Origin of the sequence: Streptomyces cavernicola, assembly GCF_029968035.1 — a bacterium.
GTDB lineage: Bacteria > Actinomycetota > Actinomycetes > Streptomycetales > Streptomycetaceae > Streptomyces > Streptomyces cavernicola.
In genome coordinates, this window is record NZ_JASCIQ010000006.1 from 145,423 (window position 1) to 165,186 (window position 19,764).

16 protein-coding genes are annotated in these 19,764 nt (G+C 73.9%); 9 read left to right on the forward strand and 7 right to left on the reverse strand.

The window, feature by feature from the left end; all coding sequences use genetic code 11:
• Nucleotides 1-91: 91 nt before the first annotated feature.
• The 3 genes from QIS96_RS07955 to QIS96_RS07965 form a co-directional block, all read right to left on the reverse strand.
• Nucleotides 92-1,540 carry a tannase/feruloyl esterase family alpha/beta hydrolase gene (locus QIS96_RS07955; RefSeq protein ID WP_282541703.1) on the reverse strand — a complete coding sequence of 483 codons (1,449 nt, stop codon included), beginning with the start codon at nucleotides 1,538-1,540 and terminating at the stop codon, nucleotides 92-94.
• A gap of 188 nt (nucleotides 1,541-1,728) precedes the next feature.
• Nucleotides 1,729-3,249: an amino acid permease gene (locus QIS96_RS07960; RefSeq protein WP_282541704.1), complete on the reverse strand. Its 1,521-nt coding sequence runs from the start codon at nucleotides 3,247-3,249 to the stop codon at nucleotides 1,729-1,731.
• Between the two features lie 55 nt (nucleotides 3,250-3,304).
• Nucleotides 3,305-4,315, reverse strand: coding sequence for a hypothetical protein (locus QIS96_RS07965; protein WP_282541705.1), 1,011 nt, complete (start codon nucleotides 4,313-4,315; stop codon nucleotides 3,305-3,307).
• Between the two features lie 385 nt (nucleotides 4,316-4,700).
• On the opposite strand from QIS96_RS07965, the gene QIS96_RS07970 reads away from it, so the two are divergent.
• The 3 genes from QIS96_RS07970 (at nucleotide 4,701) to QIS96_RS07980 (ending at nucleotide 9,048) form a co-directional block, all read left to right on the forward strand.
• On the forward strand, nucleotides 4,701-6,167 hold the full coding sequence (locus QIS96_RS07970; RefSeq protein ID WP_282541706.1) for an FGGY family carbohydrate kinase: 1,467 nt from the start codon (nucleotides 4,701-4,703) through the stop codon (nucleotides 6,165-6,167).
• Between the two features lie 152 nt (nucleotides 6,168-6,319).
• The gene (locus tag QIS96_RS07975; protein WP_282541815.1) at nucleotides 6,320-7,765 is read left to right on the forward strand and encodes an FAD-dependent oxidoreductase; all 1,446 of its coding nucleotides are present in this window, start codon (nucleotides 6,320-6,322) and stop codon (nucleotides 7,763-7,765) included.
• On the forward strand, nucleotides 7,759-9,048 hold the full coding sequence (locus tag QIS96_RS07980) for an NAD(P)/FAD-dependent oxidoreductase (RefSeq protein WP_282541707.1): 1,290 nt from the start codon (nucleotides 7,759-7,761) through the stop codon (nucleotides 9,046-9,048). Before QIS96_RS07975 ends, QIS96_RS07980 begins: the two co-directional genes overlap by 7 nt.
• A gap of 147 nt (nucleotides 9,049-9,195) precedes the next feature.
• On the opposite strand, the gene QIS96_RS07985 is transcribed toward QIS96_RS07980, so the two are convergent.
• Complete coding sequence (locus QIS96_RS07985; protein ID WP_282541708.1) at nucleotides 9,196-9,648, reverse strand: hypothetical protein; 453 nt, start codon at nucleotides 9,646-9,648, stop codon at nucleotides 9,196-9,198.
• A gap of 198 nt (nucleotides 9,649-9,846) precedes the next feature.
• Here QIS96_RS07985 and QIS96_RS07990 point away from each other — a divergent pair, with 198 nt between their 5' ends.
• From QIS96_RS07990 to QIS96_RS08000, 3 genes are all read left to right on the forward strand, one after another.
• Nucleotides 9,847-11,721, forward strand: a complete 1,875-nt coding sequence (locus tag QIS96_RS07990; RefSeq protein WP_282541709.1) for an FUSC family protein — start codon at nucleotides 9,847-9,849, stop codon at nucleotides 11,719-11,721.
• 60 nt (nucleotides 11,722-11,781) lie between these two features.
• The gene (locus tag QIS96_RS07995) at nucleotides 11,782-13,104 is read left to right on the forward strand and encodes a DUF1266 domain-containing protein (protein ID WP_282541710.1); all 1,323 of its coding nucleotides are present in this window, start codon (nucleotides 11,782-11,784) and stop codon (nucleotides 13,102-13,104) included.
• A 427-nt stretch (nucleotides 13,105-13,531) separates the two neighbouring features.
• On the forward strand, nucleotides 13,532-14,476 hold the full coding sequence (locus QIS96_RS08000; protein ID WP_282541711.1) for a TauD/TfdA dioxygenase family protein: 945 nt from the start codon (nucleotides 13,532-13,534) through the stop codon (nucleotides 14,474-14,476).
• 56 nt (nucleotides 14,477-14,532) lie between these two features.
• Here the strand turns inward: QIS96_RS08000 and QIS96_RS08005 are convergent, their stop codons facing one another.
• A complete protein-coding gene (locus tag QIS96_RS08005) occupies nucleotides 14,533-15,369 on the reverse strand; it encodes a DUF4097 family beta strand repeat-containing protein (RefSeq protein ID WP_282541712.1) in 837 nt (278 codons plus the stop codon).
• Nucleotides 15,370-15,525: 156 nt separating this feature from the next.
• The gene (locus QIS96_RS08010) at nucleotides 15,526-16,047 is read right to left on the reverse strand and encodes a hypothetical protein (protein WP_282541713.1); all 522 of its coding nucleotides are present in this window, start codon (nucleotides 16,045-16,047) and stop codon (nucleotides 15,526-15,528) included.
• Between the two features lie 356 nt (nucleotides 16,048-16,403).
• Here QIS96_RS08010 and QIS96_RS08015 point away from each other — a divergent pair, with 356 nt between their 5' ends.
• Both QIS96_RS08015 and QIS96_RS08020 read left to right on the forward strand, forming a co-directional pair.
• The gene (locus QIS96_RS08015) at nucleotides 16,404-17,492 is read left to right on the forward strand and encodes a glutathione S-transferase family protein (protein ID WP_282541714.1); all 1,089 of its coding nucleotides are present in this window, start codon (nucleotides 16,404-16,406) and stop codon (nucleotides 17,490-17,492) included.
• A gap of 134 nt (nucleotides 17,493-17,626) precedes the next feature.
• On the forward strand, nucleotides 17,627-18,199 hold the full coding sequence (locus QIS96_RS08020; RefSeq protein WP_282541715.1) for a DUF4232 domain-containing protein: 573 nt from the start codon (nucleotides 17,627-17,629) through the stop codon (nucleotides 18,197-18,199).
• A gap of 143 nt (nucleotides 18,200-18,342) precedes the next feature.
• Here the strand turns inward: QIS96_RS08020 and QIS96_RS08025 are convergent, their stop codons facing one another.
• The gene (locus tag QIS96_RS08025; RefSeq protein WP_282541716.1) at nucleotides 18,343-18,747 is read right to left on the reverse strand and encodes a DUF5997 family protein; all 405 of its coding nucleotides are present in this window, start codon (nucleotides 18,745-18,747) and stop codon (nucleotides 18,343-18,345) included.
• 179 nt (nucleotides 18,748-18,926) lie between these two features.
• On the opposite strand from QIS96_RS08025, the gene QIS96_RS08030 reads away from it, so the two are divergent.
• The gene (locus tag QIS96_RS08030) at nucleotides 18,927-19,757 is read left to right on the forward strand and encodes a LysR family transcriptional regulator substrate-binding protein (RefSeq protein WP_282541717.1); all 831 of its coding nucleotides are present in this window, start codon (nucleotides 18,927-18,929) and stop codon (nucleotides 19,755-19,757) included.
• Nucleotides 19,758-19,764 lie beyond the last annotated feature (7 nt).

Here is a 19,764-nt window from a genome sequence, read left to right on the forward strand (position 1 = left end):
TGCAGCGGAAAAGATATTCCGAACTTCGGAATTAATCTAGGTGTAGTGGGTAGGAGGGGCCGACGTTTTCGGACTTTGTCCGCGCGGCGGCTCAACGCCCCGTGTCGAGCCCGCACTCCCGCAGCAGTTCGGCCGCGTCCGCACCCGCCGGCCTGCGCACCGTGCCGCCGGCAGGCGGTCGTATGCCGTGGTCGAGGTGGCGTTCGAGGGCGGTGAACGCGGCGCGGTGGCAGGGGACGAGGGGGCGGAGGCGGTCCGGGAAGGTGTCGACGAGCGAGTCCGTGTGGGTGCCGTCCTCGATGCGGTACGTGCGGTGCAGTGCGCCGCGGCCCGCCGAGCGCACCAGTTCCGCGTACGCGTCGGCGCTCTCCCGGATCGGCAGGAGCACGTCGAGCGTGCCGTGCACGGTGAGCAGCGGTTTCCCGATCCGCCCGGTCAGGGCCACCCGCCGCACCGCGCGCCGCACTTCGTCCGGCCGTTCCCCGTACACGTAGTCGGCGTCGCAGCCCGGCGTGCCCGGGGTCTCGGGGGTCCCGGGGGTGCAGTACGGGGTGCCGGCCTCGGTCGCGCCGTCGAAGTCCGGGTCGAACTCCTCGCGGTAGAGGCGCTGCGTGAGGTCCCAGTAGACGCGGTGGTGGTACGGCCACAGGAACTCCGACCCGGCCGGGAAGCCCGCGGCGTGCAGGGCCGCGCGGGCCCGCTCCGCGTCCGGGCCGCCCGCGGCGACGGCCGGGTAGTGGCGCAGCGCGCTCGGCAGGAACGTGAAGAGGTTCGGCCCCTCCTCGCGCCAGAGCGTGCCCTCCCAGTCCACGCCCCCGTCGTACAGCTCGGGGTGGTTCTCCAGCTGCCGGCGGACCAGGTAGCCGCCGTTGGACATGCCGGTGGCGATGGTGCGTGCGGGCGGCCGGCCGTAGCGCTGGGCGGTCACCTTCCGGGCGGCGCGGGCGAGTTGGGTGACGCGGGTGTGCCACTCGGCGACCGCGTCACCGGGGCGGCGGCCGTCGCGGTGGAAGGCCGCGCCCGTGTTGCCCTTGTCGGTGGCTGCGTAGGCGTAGCCGCGGGACAGCACCCAGTCGGCGATGGCCCGGTCGTTCGCGTACTGCTCGCGGTTGCCCGGCGTACCGGTGACGACGAGGCCGCCGTTCCAGCGGTCCGGCAGACGGAGGACGAACTGGGAGTCGTGGTTCCAGGAGTGGTTCGTGTTGCTGCGGGAGGAGTCCGGGAAGTACCCGTCGATCTGGATGCCGGGCACGCCGCGCGGGACGGGGAGAGCCTCGGGTGTGAGGCCGGCCCAGTCCGCGGGGTCGGTGTGGCCGGACGCCATGGTGCCCGCGGTCGTCAACTCGTCGAGGCAGGCGGCCTGTTGGTGTGCGGCGTCAGGTATGTGGAGCGCGGACATGTGGGGGCAGTGCGCCATGCCCTCCTCCGGTGCGGCCCGCGCCGGACCCGGCGGCGGGAGCAGTGCGGCCGTGGCGGCGAGCGCGAACGCGGCGAGGGCGGGGCGGCGCCTTCGCGGACGAGGGGTGGCGAGGGGGAACATGGGGCCTCCAGAGGCAGCCGCACGGCTTCGACGGCTGGAGGCTAGGCGGACCACAGCGCTCGCCATATGGGTGCGTACACCATGGTCGTAGGCGTTCCGCAGTGGTCCCGAGACATGAACAACCACGTGTTGTGCCCCGCCTGAACGTCAACAGCGGGGCACAGCACGTCACTTCGGTGGGGTGCGTCTCAGACGATGCCCTCCGAGATCTCCGCCTGCTCACGCTCCGAGCCGTACGCGGACGGGGTGCTGTACGAGCGTCGGGCGGCGAACCACCAGGCGGTGGCGAGGACCAGGACCACGGCGAGGGCGACGGCCGCGTAGTTCATCGAGTCGACGGTCACCGGGGCGGACTGCGGCAGGCAGAACAGGACGGTCACGAAGGCCACCCAGATCACCGCGATCCAGCCGACCGGCTTGCTCCACCGGCCCAGGTTCCACGGTCCGGGTGTGAACCGGTCGCCCGCGCGCAGCCGCAGGAAGATCGGGATGGCGTACGCGGGCGTGATGCCGATGACGTTGATGGCGGTGACGGCGCCGTACGCGGTCTCCGAGTACAGGGAGGGCGCCGCGATCACGGCGGCCAGGCCGACGGAGAGCCACACGGCCGGGACCGGGGTCCGGTTGCGGGTGCTGACCTTGCGCCACAGCGCCGAGCCGGGCAGCGCGTTGTCCCGGCTGAACGCGAACACCATGCGGCTCGCGGCGGCCACCTCGGCGTTGCCGCAGAAGAGTTGGGCGACGATCACCACGAGCAGCAGTCCGGTCGCCCCGGTCGTGCCGACGGCGTCGATCATGATCTGGGCGGGCGGCACGTCGGCCGCGGCGGTCTTGTCGTAGTCCTGGATGGCGAAGGTGAGGCCGGCGAGCAGGACGAAACCGGCGATCCAGGAGGCCCAGATGGCGCGCACGATGCCGCGCGCCGCCGATACCGAGGCGTTGGAGGTCTCCTCCGACAGGTGCGCGGACGCGTCGTAGCCGGAGAACGTGTACTGGGCGAGCAGCAGGCCGATGGCCGCGACGTACAGCGGGTTGGACCAGCCGGTGTCGTTGACGAAGTGCCCGAACACCTCGCCGGGGGTGCGGTGGCTGTCCGGGGCGATGACGAGCACGCCGACGATCAGGGCGACACCGGCCAGGTGCCACCACACGCTGATCGAGTTGAGGAGGCTGACGAGCCGCACGTCGAAGAGGTTGAGCAGGGCGTGCAGGAGCAGGATGCCCAGGAAGATCACGAAGGTGGAGCCGGGCGTCGCCTCGAAGCCGAACTGCAGGTCGAGCAGCGCGCCGGTGAAGAGCGCCGCGCCGTAGTCGATGCCCGCGATCGCACCGAGCAGGCCGAGCACGTTGAGCCAGCCCGTGTACCAGCCCCAGCGCCGCCCGCCGAGCCGGTCCGCCATGTAGTAGAGGGCGCCCGAGGTGGGGTATGCGCTGGTGACCTCGGCGAGTGCGAGGCCGACGCACAGCACGAACAGGCCGACGCCCGCCCAGCCCCACATCATCACGGCCGGCCCGCCGGTGCCGAGGCCGAAGCCGTACAGCGTCATGCAGCCCGACAGGATGGAGATCACCGAGAAGCTGATCGCGAAGTTGCCGAAGCCGCCCATGCGGCGGGCCAGGACCGGCTGGTAGCCGAGCTCCCTGAGCCGGGCCTCCTCGTCCTGGACCGGTGGGGGAGGTGCGGAATTCGACAAGGTGGGGCGGGACACGCGCGTACCTCCGGAGGGGGACAGGGGGCAGGGGGACGAGGGGGGCGGGGCCGGGTCAGGAGCGGTCGCGGCCCCGGCGCCCGGCAGCGGCCCGGCAGCGGGCTCGGGCCTGAGTGAACAGGTCGGCCGCGGCCTCGGACGAGCCGGGTGTGGCGGTGCGGTACGACCAGGGGACGACCGTGAAGTACGGGTCGAGGGCGTCGAACACCCGGAGCGCGTCGTCGAATCGGTGGGCGCCCCACAGGGCGTGCGCGAGGTGGTTGAGGTCGAGCAGCGACCGCGCTTCCGGTGCCGGGGTGGTGTGGTCGAACCACATGTGCAGCGCGTGCAGCGCCCCGCGTGTCGCCTCCTCGGAGATCCAGTGCAGGTCGAGGGCGCGTTCCTGGCCGCCCTCGCGGCGGTACCGCTCCACGCGCGCGTACAGCGGAAGCATGTGCAGGGCGGACCCGGCGGGGGCCGAAGAGGCCGCCCACTGAACGAAGTTGACGGCCGCGGTCATGGACGTGCCGGGCCGGTGCCGGTACGCGAACTGCAGCATGCGGTGGTACGCCTCGCGGTTGCCGGGGTCGCGTTTGTCGGCCTGGGCGAGCAGCTGCCAGGGGCCGTCGAACAGCATCGGCTCGGGCGCGGGCATCCGGTGCTCCTCCCGGCGCCGCCCGTCGTCGAGCTGGGCGAGGGCGAGCAGGCCGATCCACGGCACCGGGTCGTCGGGGGCGGCCTGCGAGGCGTACCGGCAGGCCTCGGCCGTCTCGCGCCACAGCTCGGCGGTGTGCCGGTGGCCCGACCGGTGGGCGCGCAGGGCCCGTTCGACGGCCACGCGCGCGTGCAGCACGGCGAGGGCGACGCTGTGCGGCTCCTCGGCGTGCCACACCCGTAACAGGTCGGATCCGGCCACGGCCGTGGCCAGGATCTGGGTGCGCTGTGTCCACGTGGCCCAGTCGCGGGTCTCGCCGAGCAGGGTGCGGGTGGAGACCCAGCGGCCGGCTCTGAGGTCCTGCAGCACGGCGCGCAGGGCGGCGTCGTGCCCGGCGGGGTGGTACACCGGGCGGGCGTGCGGCATCGGCATGAATCCTCTGGTGAACCCTGGTCTGCCTGGGGGTGGGCATGGTTGTGGGCGGGCCGCGCGGTCGGATCGCCTCGGCGTTCCGCCCGAACTCCCGTGCTGTGGTGGGACGTTGGTCGGCGATCAGTGTAGAGCGGAAGGTTCCGAATCTGGCTGGGTCGAGAAAAGTGGCTTGATCATGGCGCGACCGGTCCGTGTGCCGATTTGCGCGTACGGGTTACGTGGGCGGCTGCGTGCGCAGTCGCCGGCGTGCGGGGTGGGTGTGAGGCGCGTGCGAGTTGCGCGCGAGCGTGCACCGCGGGCCTCTGACGGCGGTTCAGTTCAGGCGCAACTCCGCTGAGCGGAGGGGTCCTTGACTGCCCCGCTGAGGCTGTAGCAGGCTTCCGCGGTGATCACAGCCGACCGCGCAGCCCGCCCCGACCGCCCGGTGCTCGCCGTCGACCAGGGCACTTCCGGCACCAAGGCCCTCGTCGTCTGCCCGGAGCGAGGTGTGATCGGCGCCGGCTCCGCACCCGTACGCCCACGGCATCTGCCCGGCGGGCTCGTCGAGGTGGACCCCGCCGAGCTGTTCGACTCCGTGGTGGCCGCCGGGCGCGCGGCTCTCGCCGATGCGGGCGAACCCGTCGCCGCCGTCGGCCTCGCCAACCAGGGCGAGACGGTCCTCGCCTGGGACCCGGAGACCGGCGAGCCGCTCACTGACGCCGTCGTCTGGCAGGACCGCCGCGCCGCCCCGCTCTGCGACGAACTCGCCGAGTACGCCGAGGAGTTGAGGCACCTCACGGGCCTTCCCCTGGACCCGTACTTCGCGGCGCCCAAGATGATGTGGATCCGCCGCCACCGCACGCGCCGCGGCGCGGTCACCACCAGCGACGCCTGGCTCGTGCACCGCCTCACCGGCGCGTTCGTCACCGACGCCGCCACCGCGGGCCGCACCCAGCTCCTCGACCTCGACACGGTCGCCTGGTCGCCGCGCGCCCTCGACCTCTTCGGGCTCGCCGACGAGCCGTTGCCGCGCGTCGTCGACGCCGCCGGCCCCGTGGGGACCACCACCGCCTTCGGCCCCGAACTCCCCCTCACCGGGCTCCTGGTGGACCAGCAGGCGGCGCTCCTCGCGCAGGACGTCACCGAGCCGGGCGGCGCCAAGTGTACCTACGGCACGGGCGCGTTCCTGCTCGCCCCGACCGGCGACCGGCCGCGCCGCGGCGGTTCGGGCCTGGTCAGCTGCGTGGCCTGGCGCCTCGACGGCCGCAGCAGCTACTGCCTCGACGGTCAGGTGTACACGGCGGCCTCCGCGGTGCGCTGGCTCTCCGAACTCGGCGTCATCGGCGGCGCGTCCGACCTCGACCCGGTCGGCGGCAGCGTCCCGGACGCGGGCGGCGTCACCTTCGTGCCCGCACTCGCGGGACTCGCCGCGCCCTGGTGGCGGGGCGACGTCCGCGGCTCCCTCACCGGCCTCGGTCTCGACACGGCACCCGGCCATGTCGTACGGGCCCTCTGCGAGGGGATCGCCGCACAGGTCGTCCAGCTCGCGGACGCCGTGGCCGCCGACCTCGGCGCACCGCTGCGCTCGCTGCGCGTCGACGGCGGCCTCACCCGCTCCGCCCTCCTCATGCAGACCCAGGCCGACCTGCTCCAACTCCCGGTGGAGGTGGCCGAGTTGCCCGACGCCACCGCACTCGGCGCGGCGGCCGTGGCCCGCATCGGCCTCGACCCGACGCTCACCCCGCGCGACGTCGTCCCACGGCGCGGGCGCGCCACCGTGTACGAGCCGCGCATCGGCGCGGACGGAGCGGCGCTACGCCTCGACCGCTTCCGTGAGGCCGTCGCCGCACTCGTCGAACGGAGCCCGGCATGACCGCACAGCCACCGGAGGGGCCGACGCCCGTGCACGCCAAACGCCCCGTACGCGGGGAAGGCCCCGTACGCGCGAAAGCCCCCGCCCCGCTTCCGGCCCCCGACCCGGAGAGTGCCCTGGCGCCCCGAGCCGCAGCCCTGCCGACCCCGTCCATGCCCGGCGACGTCACCCGCTACGGACCGCTGCAGGACGCACGCCCGTACGACGTCGTGGTCGTCGGCGCGGGCGTCGTCGGCGCCGCGATCGCCCGGGAGCTGGCCCGCCATCGGCAGCTGCGCATCGCCCTGGTCGAGGCGGCGGGCGATGTCGGCGACGGCACGTCGAAGGCCAACACCGCGATCCTGCACACCGGTTTCGATGCCACCCCCGGCACCCTTGAGGCCCGTCTCGTCCGCGAGGGCCACCGGCTGCTCAGCGCGTACGCGGCCGAGTGCGGCATCCCCGTCGAGCCGGTCGGCGCGCTCCTCGTCGCCTGGGACGAGGAGCAGCTCGCCGCCCTGCCGGGTCTCGCCGCCAAGGCCGACCGCAACGGCTACGACGCGGCCCGCCTCATCGACGCCGACGAACTGTACGCCCGCGAACCGCACCTCGGCCCCGGTGCGCTCGGCGCGCTCGCGGTGCCGGACGAGAGCATCGTCTGCCCGTTCACGACGCCGCTCGCGTACGCGACCCAGGCGGTGCGCGCCGGCGTCGACCTGCACCTCAACGCGCGGGTGCTGAGCGTGAGTTGGGACCCGGGAGCGACCGGCCACACCCTGCACACCGGTCGCGGCCCGCTGCACGCCCGCTGGCTGGTCAACGCGGCCGGGCTGCACGCCGACGCCGTCGACCGCATGCTCGGCCGCGACACCTTCACCGTCACGCCACGCCGAGGCCAACTCGTCGTCTTCGACAAGCCCGCCCGCGACCTCGTACAGCACATCCTGCTGCCGGTGCCGACGGCGCTCGGCAAGGGCGTCCTCGTCGCGCCGACCGTCTTCGGCAACGTGCTGCTCGGCCCGACCGCCGAGGACCTCGACGACAAGACCGCCACCCACTCCACCGAGGAAGGCCTCGCCGCCCTGCGGGCCCAGGGCGAGAAGATCCTCCCCGAACTCCTGGAGGAGGAGGTCACGACGGTCTACGCGGGGCTGCGCGCGGCCACCGACGAGGAGGACTACCGCATCGACTCCTGGGCCGAGCGGCGCAGCGTCACCGTCGGCGGCATCCGCTCCACCGGGCTCACCGCCTCCCTCGCCATCGCCGCGCACGTCACCGGGCTCCTGGCCGAAGCGGGCCTCGACCTCGGCGCACCGACCAGCCTGCCGCCCGTCCACATGCCCAACCTCGGCGAGCGCTTTCCCCGCCCCTACCAGAACCCCGAACGCATCGCCGCCGACCCCGACTACGGCCGCATCGTCTGCCACTGCGAGCGCGTCACACTCGGCGAGATCCGGGACGCGTTGGCGAGTACGGTGCCGCCGGCGGGGCTGGAGGGCCTGCGTCGGCGTACGCGGGCGCGGGCGGGGCGTTGTCAGGGGTTCCATTGCGGGGCGGGTCTGCGGGAGTTGCTCGACGGTGAACTGTCGCGTCAGGGCGGGGAGTTGAGGTCATGGTGAGCGAGGGAGGCACGGGTGTGGGGCGGCGGGAGCGTGACGTCGATGTGCTCGTCGTCGGGGCCGGGCCCGCGGGCCTCACCGTCGCCGAGCATCTGGCCGCCGCGGACTGCGGCACCGTCGAGGTGCTCGAACGCGAACCGCAGGCGGGCGGCGCACCGCGCTTCTGCCACCACGGCGGCTTCGGCACCCCCTGGACCAGCGGGCCGCGCTTCGCCGCCCGACGGCTGCGCGCCGCCACCGACGCCGGCGCCGTGGTCCGCACCTCCGTCACCGTCACCGACCTGCCCGCGCCCCGCACCGTCGACGTCACGGGCCCCGACGGCCTGGAGCGCATCACCGCCCGCGCCGTCGTCCTCGCCACCGGTGCCCGCGAACGCCCCCGGGCCGCCCGCCTCGTGCCCGGCACCCGGCCCGCCGGGATCCACACCACCGGCGAACTCCAGCAGGCCGTGCACCTGTACGGGCGGTACATCGGCCGCCGAGCCGTCGTCGTGGGCGCCGAGCCCGTCGCGTACGCCGCCCTCGAAACCCTGCACCACGCGGGCGTCGCCGTCGTCGCCCAGCTCACCGAACTCGACCGGCCGCAGGTTCCGCCGCTGCGCGCCGCCGACGCCCGGCTCCGCCGCACCGTGCCGCTGCTCACCCGCACCATGCTCACCGAGGTGCTCGGCCGCGGCCGGCTCACCGGCGTACGTGTCCGGCACGCGGACGGCCGCACCGCCCAACTGCCGTGCGACACCCTCGTGTTCACCGGCGACTTCGTCCCGGAAGCCGAACTCGCCCGCAGCGGGGGTGTCTGTCTCGACCGGGCGACGCGCGGCCCGCTCGTCGACACCGAGTTCCGTACGGACGTCCCGCGCGTCTTCGCCGTCGGCAACGTCCTGCACGCCGTGGAGACCGCCGCGACCGCCGCCGCCGAGGGGCACGCGGCCGCGGTGGCCGTGCGCCGCCTGCTCGCCCACGAGAACCGCGAGGGCCGTGCGGCAGCCGAACCGGCGGGCCCCAGGCTCGTGGTCGCGCCGCCGCTGCGCTGGATCACCCCGGGACGCCTGCCGTGCGACGCCCGCGCCGACGACTCCCTGCGGTTCCTCGTACGCGCCGCCGAACCGCTTTCCGTCCGCCCGACGCTGACGGTCACTCAGGACGGCCGTACGCTGCACAGCGAGCGACTGCGGGGACCGGTGCGCACGGGCAACTCCCTTGAGTTGCAGGGGCATTGGGTGCGGAATGTCAATGCCGACGGCGGCCCCGTGCACATCACGACCGGCACCGGCGGGCGCTGAACCGTGACCGCACCCGACGTCGCGGAGACCGCCTTCGACCGTCGCACCCCAACTCCCGCCCGGCGAGCTGGACTTCGACCGGGACAGGGTCTTCGCTGTCCGCCGAGTTCCTGACCTGACCGCCGATCCGCCCCCCCGGCCAACCCCCTAAAGCTCCTCCACCGTTCGCGTCATCAACTCCCGTGCCTCCGCCTCGCGTCGGTCGTAGCGCTCCGGATACGCCGACACCTGCACGGCCTGCGCGAGCTGCCCCGGCGTGAGCGAAGGGTTCTCCTCGTCGACGGTCAGCGCCCGCGTGAAGAACTGCCGCGCGGCGTACGCCACGTTCGTGACCTGCTCCGGCGTGCCCCACCCCATGCTCGGGCGCTGCTGGAACACGCCGAGCGAGTCGCCCTCGCCGTGGTCCAGGTTCTCCATCCCCGACTCCACGAGCGCCGCCTCGAACGACGCCAGAAGCACCTTGTCGCCCGCACCCAGCTCCTGACCCACCCGGTACACGACCACCGACACCGCGAGATCAGGCTCGCCCGTCCCCGGCCCCGGAGGCGGCCCGTCGTCGTCCGTGCCGCCGCGCTGCTCGCCCGCTGCCCTGTCGACCACTGCGCACCCTCCCCGTCGCAAACATCGCGTCCCCTCGACCGTACGCACCGCCGCGCGGAGGCGAAACCACGCCTGCACCCATGTCACACCCCGGAAACGCGCCCGTACCCTCCCCTCCAACAACGCCCCCTACGCTCGACCGCACGCACAGGCCGACGTCGTCCGGTGAACCAGATCGAGACGACAGGAGCCCGCACCGTGCCCCAGTACGCCGTATCCGCACCGCCCTGGCTGCGCCACGCGCTGACCGCACAGGCGGGGCCCGTGCCCTGGGACGCGGTGCTGCGCGGGGCCCTCGCCTGCGGTCCGCTGCTGCTCGCCGCCGTCCTCGCGGACCGGCCCGGCGCAGGGGTGTTCGCCGCGCTCGGCGCCATGCTCGCCGGGGTCAACGACCGGCCCGGCAGCCGCCGCGCCGCCGTCACCCGCCTCGGCGCACCCGCCCTCGCGGGCGGCCTCGGACTGCTCCTGGGCACGGAGACCGCCCAACAGGCCCCGCACGCCTGGCAGTTGAGTGCCGTGTTCGTGCTGTGCGGGCTCATCGGCGGGACGCTGAGCGCGGTCGGGCCCGTCGCCTCCGCCTGCGGTACGCAGTTCCTCGTCACCACCGCCGTCGGCGCGGGCATGCCCCTGCCCGAGCCCGCCGGGGAGCGGGCCCTCCTCTTCGTCGCCGGCGCCGGCCTCCTCCTGGTCCTGCGCATCGCCCTGCCCGGCCGGGCCGCGCGCAGCGGCGGGCCGCGCCGCTTCGACGGGGAACGCGCCGCCGTCGCGGCCGTCTACGACGCCGTCGCCGCGCTCCTCGAAGCCGTCGGCACCCCCGCGGCCAGCACCCGCCGGGCCGCCCTCACCGCCGCCCTCGACCACGCCCAGGACGCCCTGTCCGGGCCCCGCCTGCGCCGCACGGCGAGCACCGCCGCCGAGCGCCGCGTGCACGCCCAGTACGCGGCGGCCCTGCCGCTCGCCGAGGCCGCGACCGCCCTCGCCTGGTCGCGGCACGCCCCGCTGCCCGGCGCCGCCGTCGGCCCGCGCCGCCTCGCCACCGCCGTACGCGCCGCCGCCCCTGCCGGACCGCTGCCCGCTCCCTCGCGCGGGGATGCGGCACTGTGCGCCCTCGACGACGCCCTGCTGCACGCCGCCGACACCTTCGACAAGGGCACCGCCCAAGCCCTGCACGCCCGCCGCCCCGCCCCAAGTGCCGTACTGCGCAAGGCGATCGGGCCCGCAGGACGCGAGTACGGCGTGCGCGTCGCGGTCTGCTACGGCACCGCGACCGCCGTCGCCCAGGCCCTCGACCACACCCACTGGTACTGGCTGCCCGCCACCGCCGTGTTCCTCGTCAAACCCGACCTCGGGCCGCTCGCCTCGCGCGTGCTCTGCCGGGCGCTCGGCACGGTCGTCGGCGCGGCCCTGTTCGCCGGGCTCGCCGCGCTCCTTCCGCAGCCGGCCGGACTCGTCGCCGTCGCCGGGGCCTGCGGGGCTCTGATCCCGGTCGCCGCCCGGCACTTCGCCGCACAGACGGCTGCCGTCACCGCCCTCGTCCTCGCCCTCGCGATGCTCGGCGGCGAACCGCAGATGGCCTGGGTGCGCTGCGGCGAGACCCTCCTCGCCTGCGCCGTCGTCCTGGTCGTCGGACATGTGCCCTGGCCACATGAGTCCGGCGGCGTCACCGCCCGCCTGACCGCCGCCCGCGCCGCCATCCATGTGTACGTACACCATGTGCTCGCCGAACACGACGGCCGCGCCGACCGCTGGACCCTGCGCCGCGAGGCGTACCGCACCCTCGCCGAGGCACGTGCCGCCATCGACCGCGCCGCCGCCGAACTCCCGCCCCTGGCCCGCCGCACCGCGGGCGCCGAACGCACCGCGGCGGCCCTCGAACGGCTCGCCGATGCCACCACCGCCTGCGCCGTCCACCTCGACGACAGCGGACACATCCCCGCACCCCAGGCCGCCGCAACCTGCCACGAGGCCCAACTCCTGGGCCTGGCGGGCGAGTTCAGGCCGCTGCCGCGACCCGCGACCACCGGGAGCGCGGCGAAGGAGCCGCTGCCCGCCCGCAGTTCAAGCCGTGCGTGAACCGGGCCCCGTACGTCCGATAGCGTGCCCCCGGAAGATCCACACAGAGGGGAAAACGGCATGCAGACAGCCGACGGGGGCGCAGCGGAAGAGCAGGTCGACGACGTGCAGGACGTGGCGCACGACGAGCTCTTCCCGCAGATCCCCGACCCGGAGGACGGCGTCCGCTGGCTCGCCCCGACCGACGTGGAACAGCACGTCCACCGCCTCCTCCGCCGCGACAACACGTACGCCTATCTGCGCGTCCTCGCAGCCGAGGGCGTGTACTACCCGGTGCGGCGGGAGGACGCGGACGCCGCGAGCGAGGACGAGTTCCCCATGTTCACCAGCGAGAGCAACGGCCGCGTCTGGGCGCCCGTCTACACCGAGGGCCTGCTGCCGCGGCCGCACCCCGACCTGGTGTACGAGTACGCCAACCTGGCCCGGATCGCCCAGATCGTGCCCGCCGAGGTCGACGTCCTCATGGTCAACCTGTCCACGCCCTGCCAACTCCTGCTGGCCGTCGACGAGGAGGAGCGGGACCTCTGGGGTGCGCTGCGGGACGACATGTACGCGTCCGACGCGTTCGGCAACCGCGTCGTGACCCGTCGCAGCGGCAACGGCGTCCCCGACATCGGCCCGCTCCTGCACGGCCTGGCCTGTGGCGCCCACCTCTGCTACGGCAACGGCGACCCCTGGAACACCCTGCACTGGCACGGCATCGGCTACCGCAACGAGATCAAGCGGCTCAGCGAATGGTGGGGCGTGGACAGCCGCGCCGACTGGCTGGAGATCCAGGAACGCCTCCTTACCCGCCAAGTCAGCCCTTGGTACTGGGACTTCGTGCTCGCCGCCCGCGACAAGCTGCTGCTCGCGCAAGGCGCGAACACCGCGATCGTCGAGGAGGCCGCCTGGCGCGACACCGTCGAGGCCACCCTCCGCGAACGCGTACGGCGCTCCGGCGGCGACCACCAGCCGGGCGCCGACGCCGACTTGGACGGTTTCGTCGTCGAACTCCGCGGCCTCGTCGGCAAGATCATGCGGTACGAGGCCCGCTTCCGCGCCGACGGACTCCTGCCGCCCGGGGGCCTGGTGCGTACCGTCGCCGCCTGGGACGTCGGCCGCGCCTCGAAGATGGCCCGCTGGGGCCGCGGCGCGCGCTACGCCACCGAGCCCGAGATGTACGAGGCGATCGAGCGGGCCGGCGCGGGGGCGCGGGCCGCGTACCACTCGTGGGAGGAGTTCTCCGCGGGCTATGTGCTCGGCCGCTGTCTGCACTTCGACGAGGAGGAGTTCGGCAGCTGGTACACGACGGTCCTGGACGCCCACCGCGCCCTCGTCACCGACCCGGACAGCCCCTGGCTGACGGTGCCGTTCCTGGGCGCGGCGGTGCGCGGGCGCTGAGCGGACCGCCCGTACCGGTGGGCGGGCGGGCTTGACGCGGGCTTGACCGGGCGGCGGCGCGGGCCGCAGGATGAGGGCGTGATCGCGCACCTGACCTGTACCGCAGCCCGCTCCGGCACCCTGCCGGACCGCTGCGGCTGTGCGCGCAGCGGCTTGTAGCGGACGCCTCCTGTTCCAGGGGGCTCTGTCCCCGCGCCGCCGCCCTCCGGCACCGGCCTCGCCCGCCTCGCGGTGTCCCCGACCCCGCGAGCGGCGACCCGCACCGCCGACGGCGACCGCACTGCCACCCCTTCCACCGGCGGGCGCACCGCGTCCCACCCGGGCGTTCCCCGTGACCGCGCACCTCCAGGCCCGCAGGGCCGTGCGTCACGGGGAACGCCCGGCCGGGTCGTGCCGCCGACCCGCCTCAGCCACCGGGAGCCTGTCGATGACCTCGACGACCACGCACAGCCCCGCTGTGCCCACGCTGCGCACGGCCCAGATCCCCCCGAACGGCCTCTACGAGGGCCACCGCGTACTGCGCCGCCTGCCGGACGGCGCGCCGTCGCGGCCGTACGAACTCTTCGACCTCGCACCGCAGTCGGCGACCATCGGGGCCGAGATCAGCGGCGTCGACCTGTCCCGGCCGCTCACACCCGAGCTGCGCGCGGAACTGAACCGGGCACTGCTCGAATGGAAGGTGCTGTTCTTCCGGCAGCAGCACCTCAGCTCCCTGCAGCAGCGCGAATTCGCCCGCAACTGGGGCGAGTTGGAGACCAACCCGCTCCTCGACACGGGCGACAGCGACGACGTCGTCCGCTTCGACAAGGGCGCGGGCGCCACACCCAGCTTCGAGAACGTGTGGCACACCGACGTCACCTTCAGGACCCGCCCGGCCATGGGCGCGGTGCTGCAACTCCGTGAGATCCCGCCGCGCGGCGGCGACACCATGTGGGCGGACATGGCCGCCGCCTACGACAACCTGCCCGAGGACGTGCGTACCCGCATCGACCGGGCCACCGCCGAGCACGACTTCCTGCCCGGCTTCCGCCGCTTCTACGGACCCGAACGGCTCGCCCCGATGCAGGACCTGTTCCCGCCCGTCACCCACCCTGTGGTGCGCACCCACCCCGAGAACGGGCGTCGTATGTTGTTCGTCAACACATCGTTCACCACCAGGATCCACGGCCTGGAGCGGGCCGAGAGTGACGAACTGCTGCGGCTCCTCTTCCAGCAGGCGCATGTGCCCGAGTTCCAGGTGCGGTTCCGCTGGCAGGCCGGCGACATCGCGTTCTGGGACAACCGCGCCACGCAGCACTACGCCGTGAACGACTACGGCGACGCGCGGCGGGTCGCCGAACGCGTCGCGATCGCGGGCGACCGGCCGTACTGACGCCCCCGCCAAGGGAGTTGACGAGGGATCAGGCGAGCGGGGTCAGGTTCGAGGGGTCAGGCGCGCCTGACCACGATGTCGCCGACGCTGGTGTTCGCCCGCACCTCGACCGTCTCGTCCGTGTCCTGCGGACCGGCCGCGGGGCCGAGGGAGTTGAGGACCGAACCGACGGCCGTGCTCACGTCCAGCCAGGCCGCAGTGGACTCGCGGATGCCGACCTCCAGGTCACCGGCCGCGGTGCGCAGCGTGATCCGGCCGCGGGCGACGTCCCCGACCCGGATGTGCCCGTTGGCCGACTTGGCCTCCACGGAGGCGTGCGCCACGTCCACCGAGATGCGGCCGTTGGACGAGGTGGCCTTCAGGTCGCCGACCGCCTCGCCGATGGTCGTGTCCCCGTTGCCGTTGCGCACCGTGGCCGCGCCGCCCAGGGTGCTGATCTGGATCCGGCCGGCGCCGGACACCTCCGCCGTGCCGTCGACCCGGCCCACGGTGACGTCGCCGTGGCTCGTCCGCAGCCGCACCGTGGCCGCCTCCCGTACGTGCAGGTAGCCGAGGGAGGTCTTGAACTCGCAAGCCCCGAGGGGCCCTTCGCAGACCAGGTCGCCCATCGGCGAACCGCCCTGCAGGTCCGAGCCGGCCGGCACCTCGACCGTGATGTCGAGGCTGCCGGGCCGGCCGAAAAGGGAGCGCTTGCGCGGCCCCTTGACCAGCAACTTGCCGTCCGAGCAGGTCACTTTGGTCTGCTGCGCGGCCTGCACGTCGTTGTCGTCGGCGCCGTTGCGCGGCAGCACCTCCACGACGGTGTCGCCGCGCTCGCCCGCGACGATCCGTGCGGAGCCCAGGTCGAACTCGAGGGTCACCGAGATCGGTTCCGGGGTGTCGAAAGTAGGCATGGCGGTCCTGCTCCTCCTGGCTGTGATGGGCTCCTGCGGGGTTTCCGGGCAGGGCCTGTCGTTCGGGTCAGGCCGGATCCGGCCGGCGGGCATCGGCCGGTCGCGTCGACCCCGCGACCCCGGCAGGATCCCAACGACAGGCCCTGGGCGTCCGGGTCAGCGGACCCAGCCCGTGAACCCCTGGTGACCGCGGCCGCGCCCGCGAGCGGGGGAGCGCACCGCGGTGTTCCCGTCCGCCGCGGTGGCCACCGCACGCACCAGCCATGCGTTCACCGACAGCCCCTCGCGCCCCGCCGCCTCCTCGACGCGCGCCTTGAGATGCGCGGGCAGCCGGAAGTTGATCCGCGACGTGCCGCCGTCCTCCCCGTCGACCGGCGCGGGCGGGGCCGCCGCGGGCGCGGGCGCCTCGGCCTCTTCGCCGTACGACTCAGGGGCGGGCGGGGCCGTCACCACGAACTCGGGGTCGCGCCCGCGCAGCCGTACGTCGACGGAGCCGGGGGCCAGGTCCTGGGTCACTTCGGCCATCGCCGCCGACAGCGCTTCGAGCAGCGTGAGGCGGGCGGCGGACTCCAGGGGCGCGCTGAGCCGCTCCGCGAGCGCGCGGCTCTCCTCGCCGCCCGCCTCCGCGGCGACGGCGAGCTCTTGGCGGAGGTGGTCGACATAGGGCGTGAGATCCATGGCGTCAGTATGGTGCCACTGTGACGCCAGGGGCAAGTTCCTCCAGGCCGCCGAGCGGGGCGATTCCGCTGGTCACGGCCGCGAGACAGCGGCGAAGGAGGGCGGCCGAGGGGGAGGGGCGGGGCTCTGTGATTGCGCGGGTGCCCCTGCGCCCGCGATGGTGGCAGAGCGGGCCGGAGCACAGCCCGGCGCGCGACACCGCAGTGCGAGCCGGCGCGAGCGCACGCGACCTGATGAGCACGCTGGGCACGCTGAGCGCGCGGAGTGCCCGGAGTTGCCCGGGGCGCGCGGAGTGCGCGGAGTGCGAGCCGTGCACGCGGTGCGGACAGCGCGACCTGCGACGGAGAGGACCGGCCGTGACCAGCACCGACGGCACCGCCCCCGACGACGACGCCGACAGCACACAGGGCCCCAGCACACAGGGCCCCGGCACACATAGCTCCAGCACACAAGGCTCCGACGAGAGCGGCTACGGCAACGCCGCGTACGGGCGCCGGAAGTTCAAGCGGTCCAAGAGCCACTTCGCCGACCGCATCACCGCCGACGGCCGCGACGGCTGGCCCGTGGAGGCGGGCCGCTACCGCCTGGTCGTCAGTCGCGCCTGCCCCTGGGCCAGCCGCGCCCTGGTCTCGCGCCGCCTGCTCGGCCTGGAGGACGCCCTGTCCCTCGCCGTCGCCGACCCCATCCAGGACGACCGCAGCTGGCGCTTCACGCTCGACCCCGGCGGTCGCGACCCGGTGCTCGGCATCCGCTACCTCCACGAGGCCTACGACGCCCGCGAGCGGGACTACCCGGGCGGGGTCAGCGTGCCCGCGATCGTCGACGTCCCCAGCGGCAAGCTCGTCACCAACGACTTCAAGCAGATCACTCTCGACCTCGCCACCGAGTGGACCGCCCTGCACCGCCCCGGCGCGCCCGACCTCTACCCCGAGCCGCTGCGCGAAGAGATCGACACCGTCATGGAGGGCATCTACCGCGACGTCAACAACGGCGTCTACCGCGCCGGATTCGCCACCGAGCAGAGCGAGTACGAGGAGGCCTGCCGTGATGTGTTCCGCCGCCTCGAAGAGGTCTCGCAGCGCCTCGTCGACCGCCGTTACCTCGTCGGCGACACCATCACCGAGGCCGACATCCGGCTCTTCACCACCCTCGTCCGCTTCGACGCCGTCTACCACGGCCACTTCAAGTGCAACCGCTACAAGCTCTCCGAGGACCCGGTCCTGTGGGCGTACGCACGCGACCTGTTCCAGACGCCCGGCTTCGGCGACACCGTGGACTTCGACCACATCAAACGGCACTACTACCAGGTGCACACCGGCATCAACCCCACCGGCATCGTCGCCCTCGGCCCCGACCCGGCGGGCTGGACCGCCCCGCACGGCCGCGAGGCGCTCGGCGGCCGCCCCTTCGGCGCCGGCACACCCCCGAAACCCGTCGCCCCGTGAGGAGTTGGGGCATCACCACATGGCTACGAGGCACACACCGGCCCCGCCCGCAGCCGCACGTACAACCGACCGCGCCCCTCGTGTGTCACACCGGACAACGCGCGTACGCATCCAGTGAACTGACCCTTCCGACCGTGAACCGCGAGGGAACCGCCATGCTCACCCGCCGCACCGCCACCGCCGCGCTCGCCGCGGTCCTGCTCCTCACCGCCTCGGGGGCGGCCGCCGGCCGGCCCGCAGCCCCCGAGGCGCGCGGCAAGGCGACGCCGCAGTGCCGCGCCAACCAGGTGCGCGTGGCCGCCGTCACCGTCGACCCGGAGGCCGGCGGCTACCCCAACGTGCTGCACATCAGCGTCACCAACGAGAGCAAGAAGAAGTGCGCCGTGGACCGCATCCCCACCGTCACCTTCGGCGAACTGGACGGCCCCGCCCTGCCCGAGCCGTTCGGCCAGAGCGGCCCGTACGTCCTGGCGCCCGGCAAGAGCGGCCACGCCGCGGTGCGCACCATCGAGGACCTCGACGACCCCGAGACCCGCCTCGTGGACGACATCACCGTCGCCGGAGCCCCCGCCCACCCCGGCGCGCTCTTCACCGCCGACGACCTGGACATCGACGGCAGGATCCGCGTCTGGGAGCCCGTCACGACCTGGTGGCAGCCGACCTTCGCGGCAGCCGAGGACATCCTGGAGAACCGCGTAGAGGTGTAGGGCCCGGCACTATGTGGGTCCGGCCCATGTCTCCGGCGTACGACGGGCCGGGACCGCCTCCCTCGGTGAGAGGGGCGGTCCCGGCCCGGACGTATGGGTGGGCTGTCGTCTCCAGCGGCCGGCGGGTCGGCCGGCCGTGCGGGTCAGCGGTCCTGGGCGGCGGCCTTCTGCGCCTGTTCCGCCTTCTTCTCCTTCAGACGGATCGCCTCCTTGCGGACCTCGGCCTGCGTGGCGCGCTCCTTCTGCAGCCACTCCGGGGACTCCTGCTTCAGGGCCTCGATCTGCTCTGTCGTGAGCGGCTCCGTGACGCCGCCGCGGGCGAGACCGGCGATGGAGACGCCGAGCTTCGAGGCGACCACCGGACGCGGGTGCGGGCCGTTGCGGCGCAGCTCCTGGAGCCACTCCGGCGGGTCGGCCTGCAGCGCGTTCAGCTCCGCGCGGGAGACGACACCCTCCTGGAACTCGGCGGGGGTGGCCTGGAGGTACACGCCCAGCTTCTTCGCCGCGGTCGCGGGCTTCATCGTCTGGGAGTTCGCTTGCGTCGTCATGGTGTCAAGGGTAACGAGCCGAACGACCTCCCTCTGACCACGGGGAACGGCCACGGGGAACGGCCACGGGGAACGGCCATGGGTTGCTGCCGGGAGGGACGGCCCCCGCGCCCGCGGGGCCGGCGGCCTCCGGCCACTCCGGGTGACCGGCCCACGACCACGCCCGGTAACCTGGCGGAGTGACTGGCTCGGAAGCAACCCCTTCGTTCCGGCTCGCCTACGTCCCCGGCGCGACCCCCGCGAAGTGGGTGCGGATCTGGAACGAGCGGCTGCCCGACATCCCCCTGAACCTCGTCGCGGTCCCGGCCGCAGAGGCCTTCGACCTGCTGCGGGACGGCGGGGCGGACGCGGGCCTCGTGCGCCTGCCCGTCGACCGGGATTACTTCAGCGCGATCCCGCTCTACACCGAGACCTCGGTCGTCGTGATCCCCAAGGACCACCTCGCGGCCGCCTTCGACGAGGTCGCCGCCGACGACATCGCCGACGAGATCGTGCTGCACCCGCTGGACGACACCCTGGACTGGGAGAAGCCGCCGGGGCAGCCCGCGTTCGAGCGGCCCGCGACGACCGCCGACGCCATCGAACTGGTCGCCGCCGGCATCGGCCTCCTCGTCGTGCCGCAGTCCCTGGCCCGGCTGCACCACCGCAAGGACCTCACGTACCGGACCATCAACGGCGTCCCGCAGTCGCAGGTCGCCCTCGCCTGGCCCGAGGAACGCACCACCGACCTGGTGGACGACTTCATCGGGATCGTGCGCGGCCGCACCGTGAACAGCACGCGCGGACGCCGGGGCGGGCAGGAGGAGACCAAGCCGCCGAAGAAGGGCACGCAGGCGTCGTCCGGGAAGCCGGGCGGAGCCAAGTCCGGCGGTACGAAGGCGGGCACGCGGTCCGGGGCCAAGTCCGGCGGCAAGCCCGTGGGCAAGTCCTCGCGCACCGGCGCCAAGGCGGGCGGCTCCCGGTCCGGCGGCGGTCCGGCGAAGAAGGGCAAGCCCCGGCGCCGCTCGTAGCGGGGCC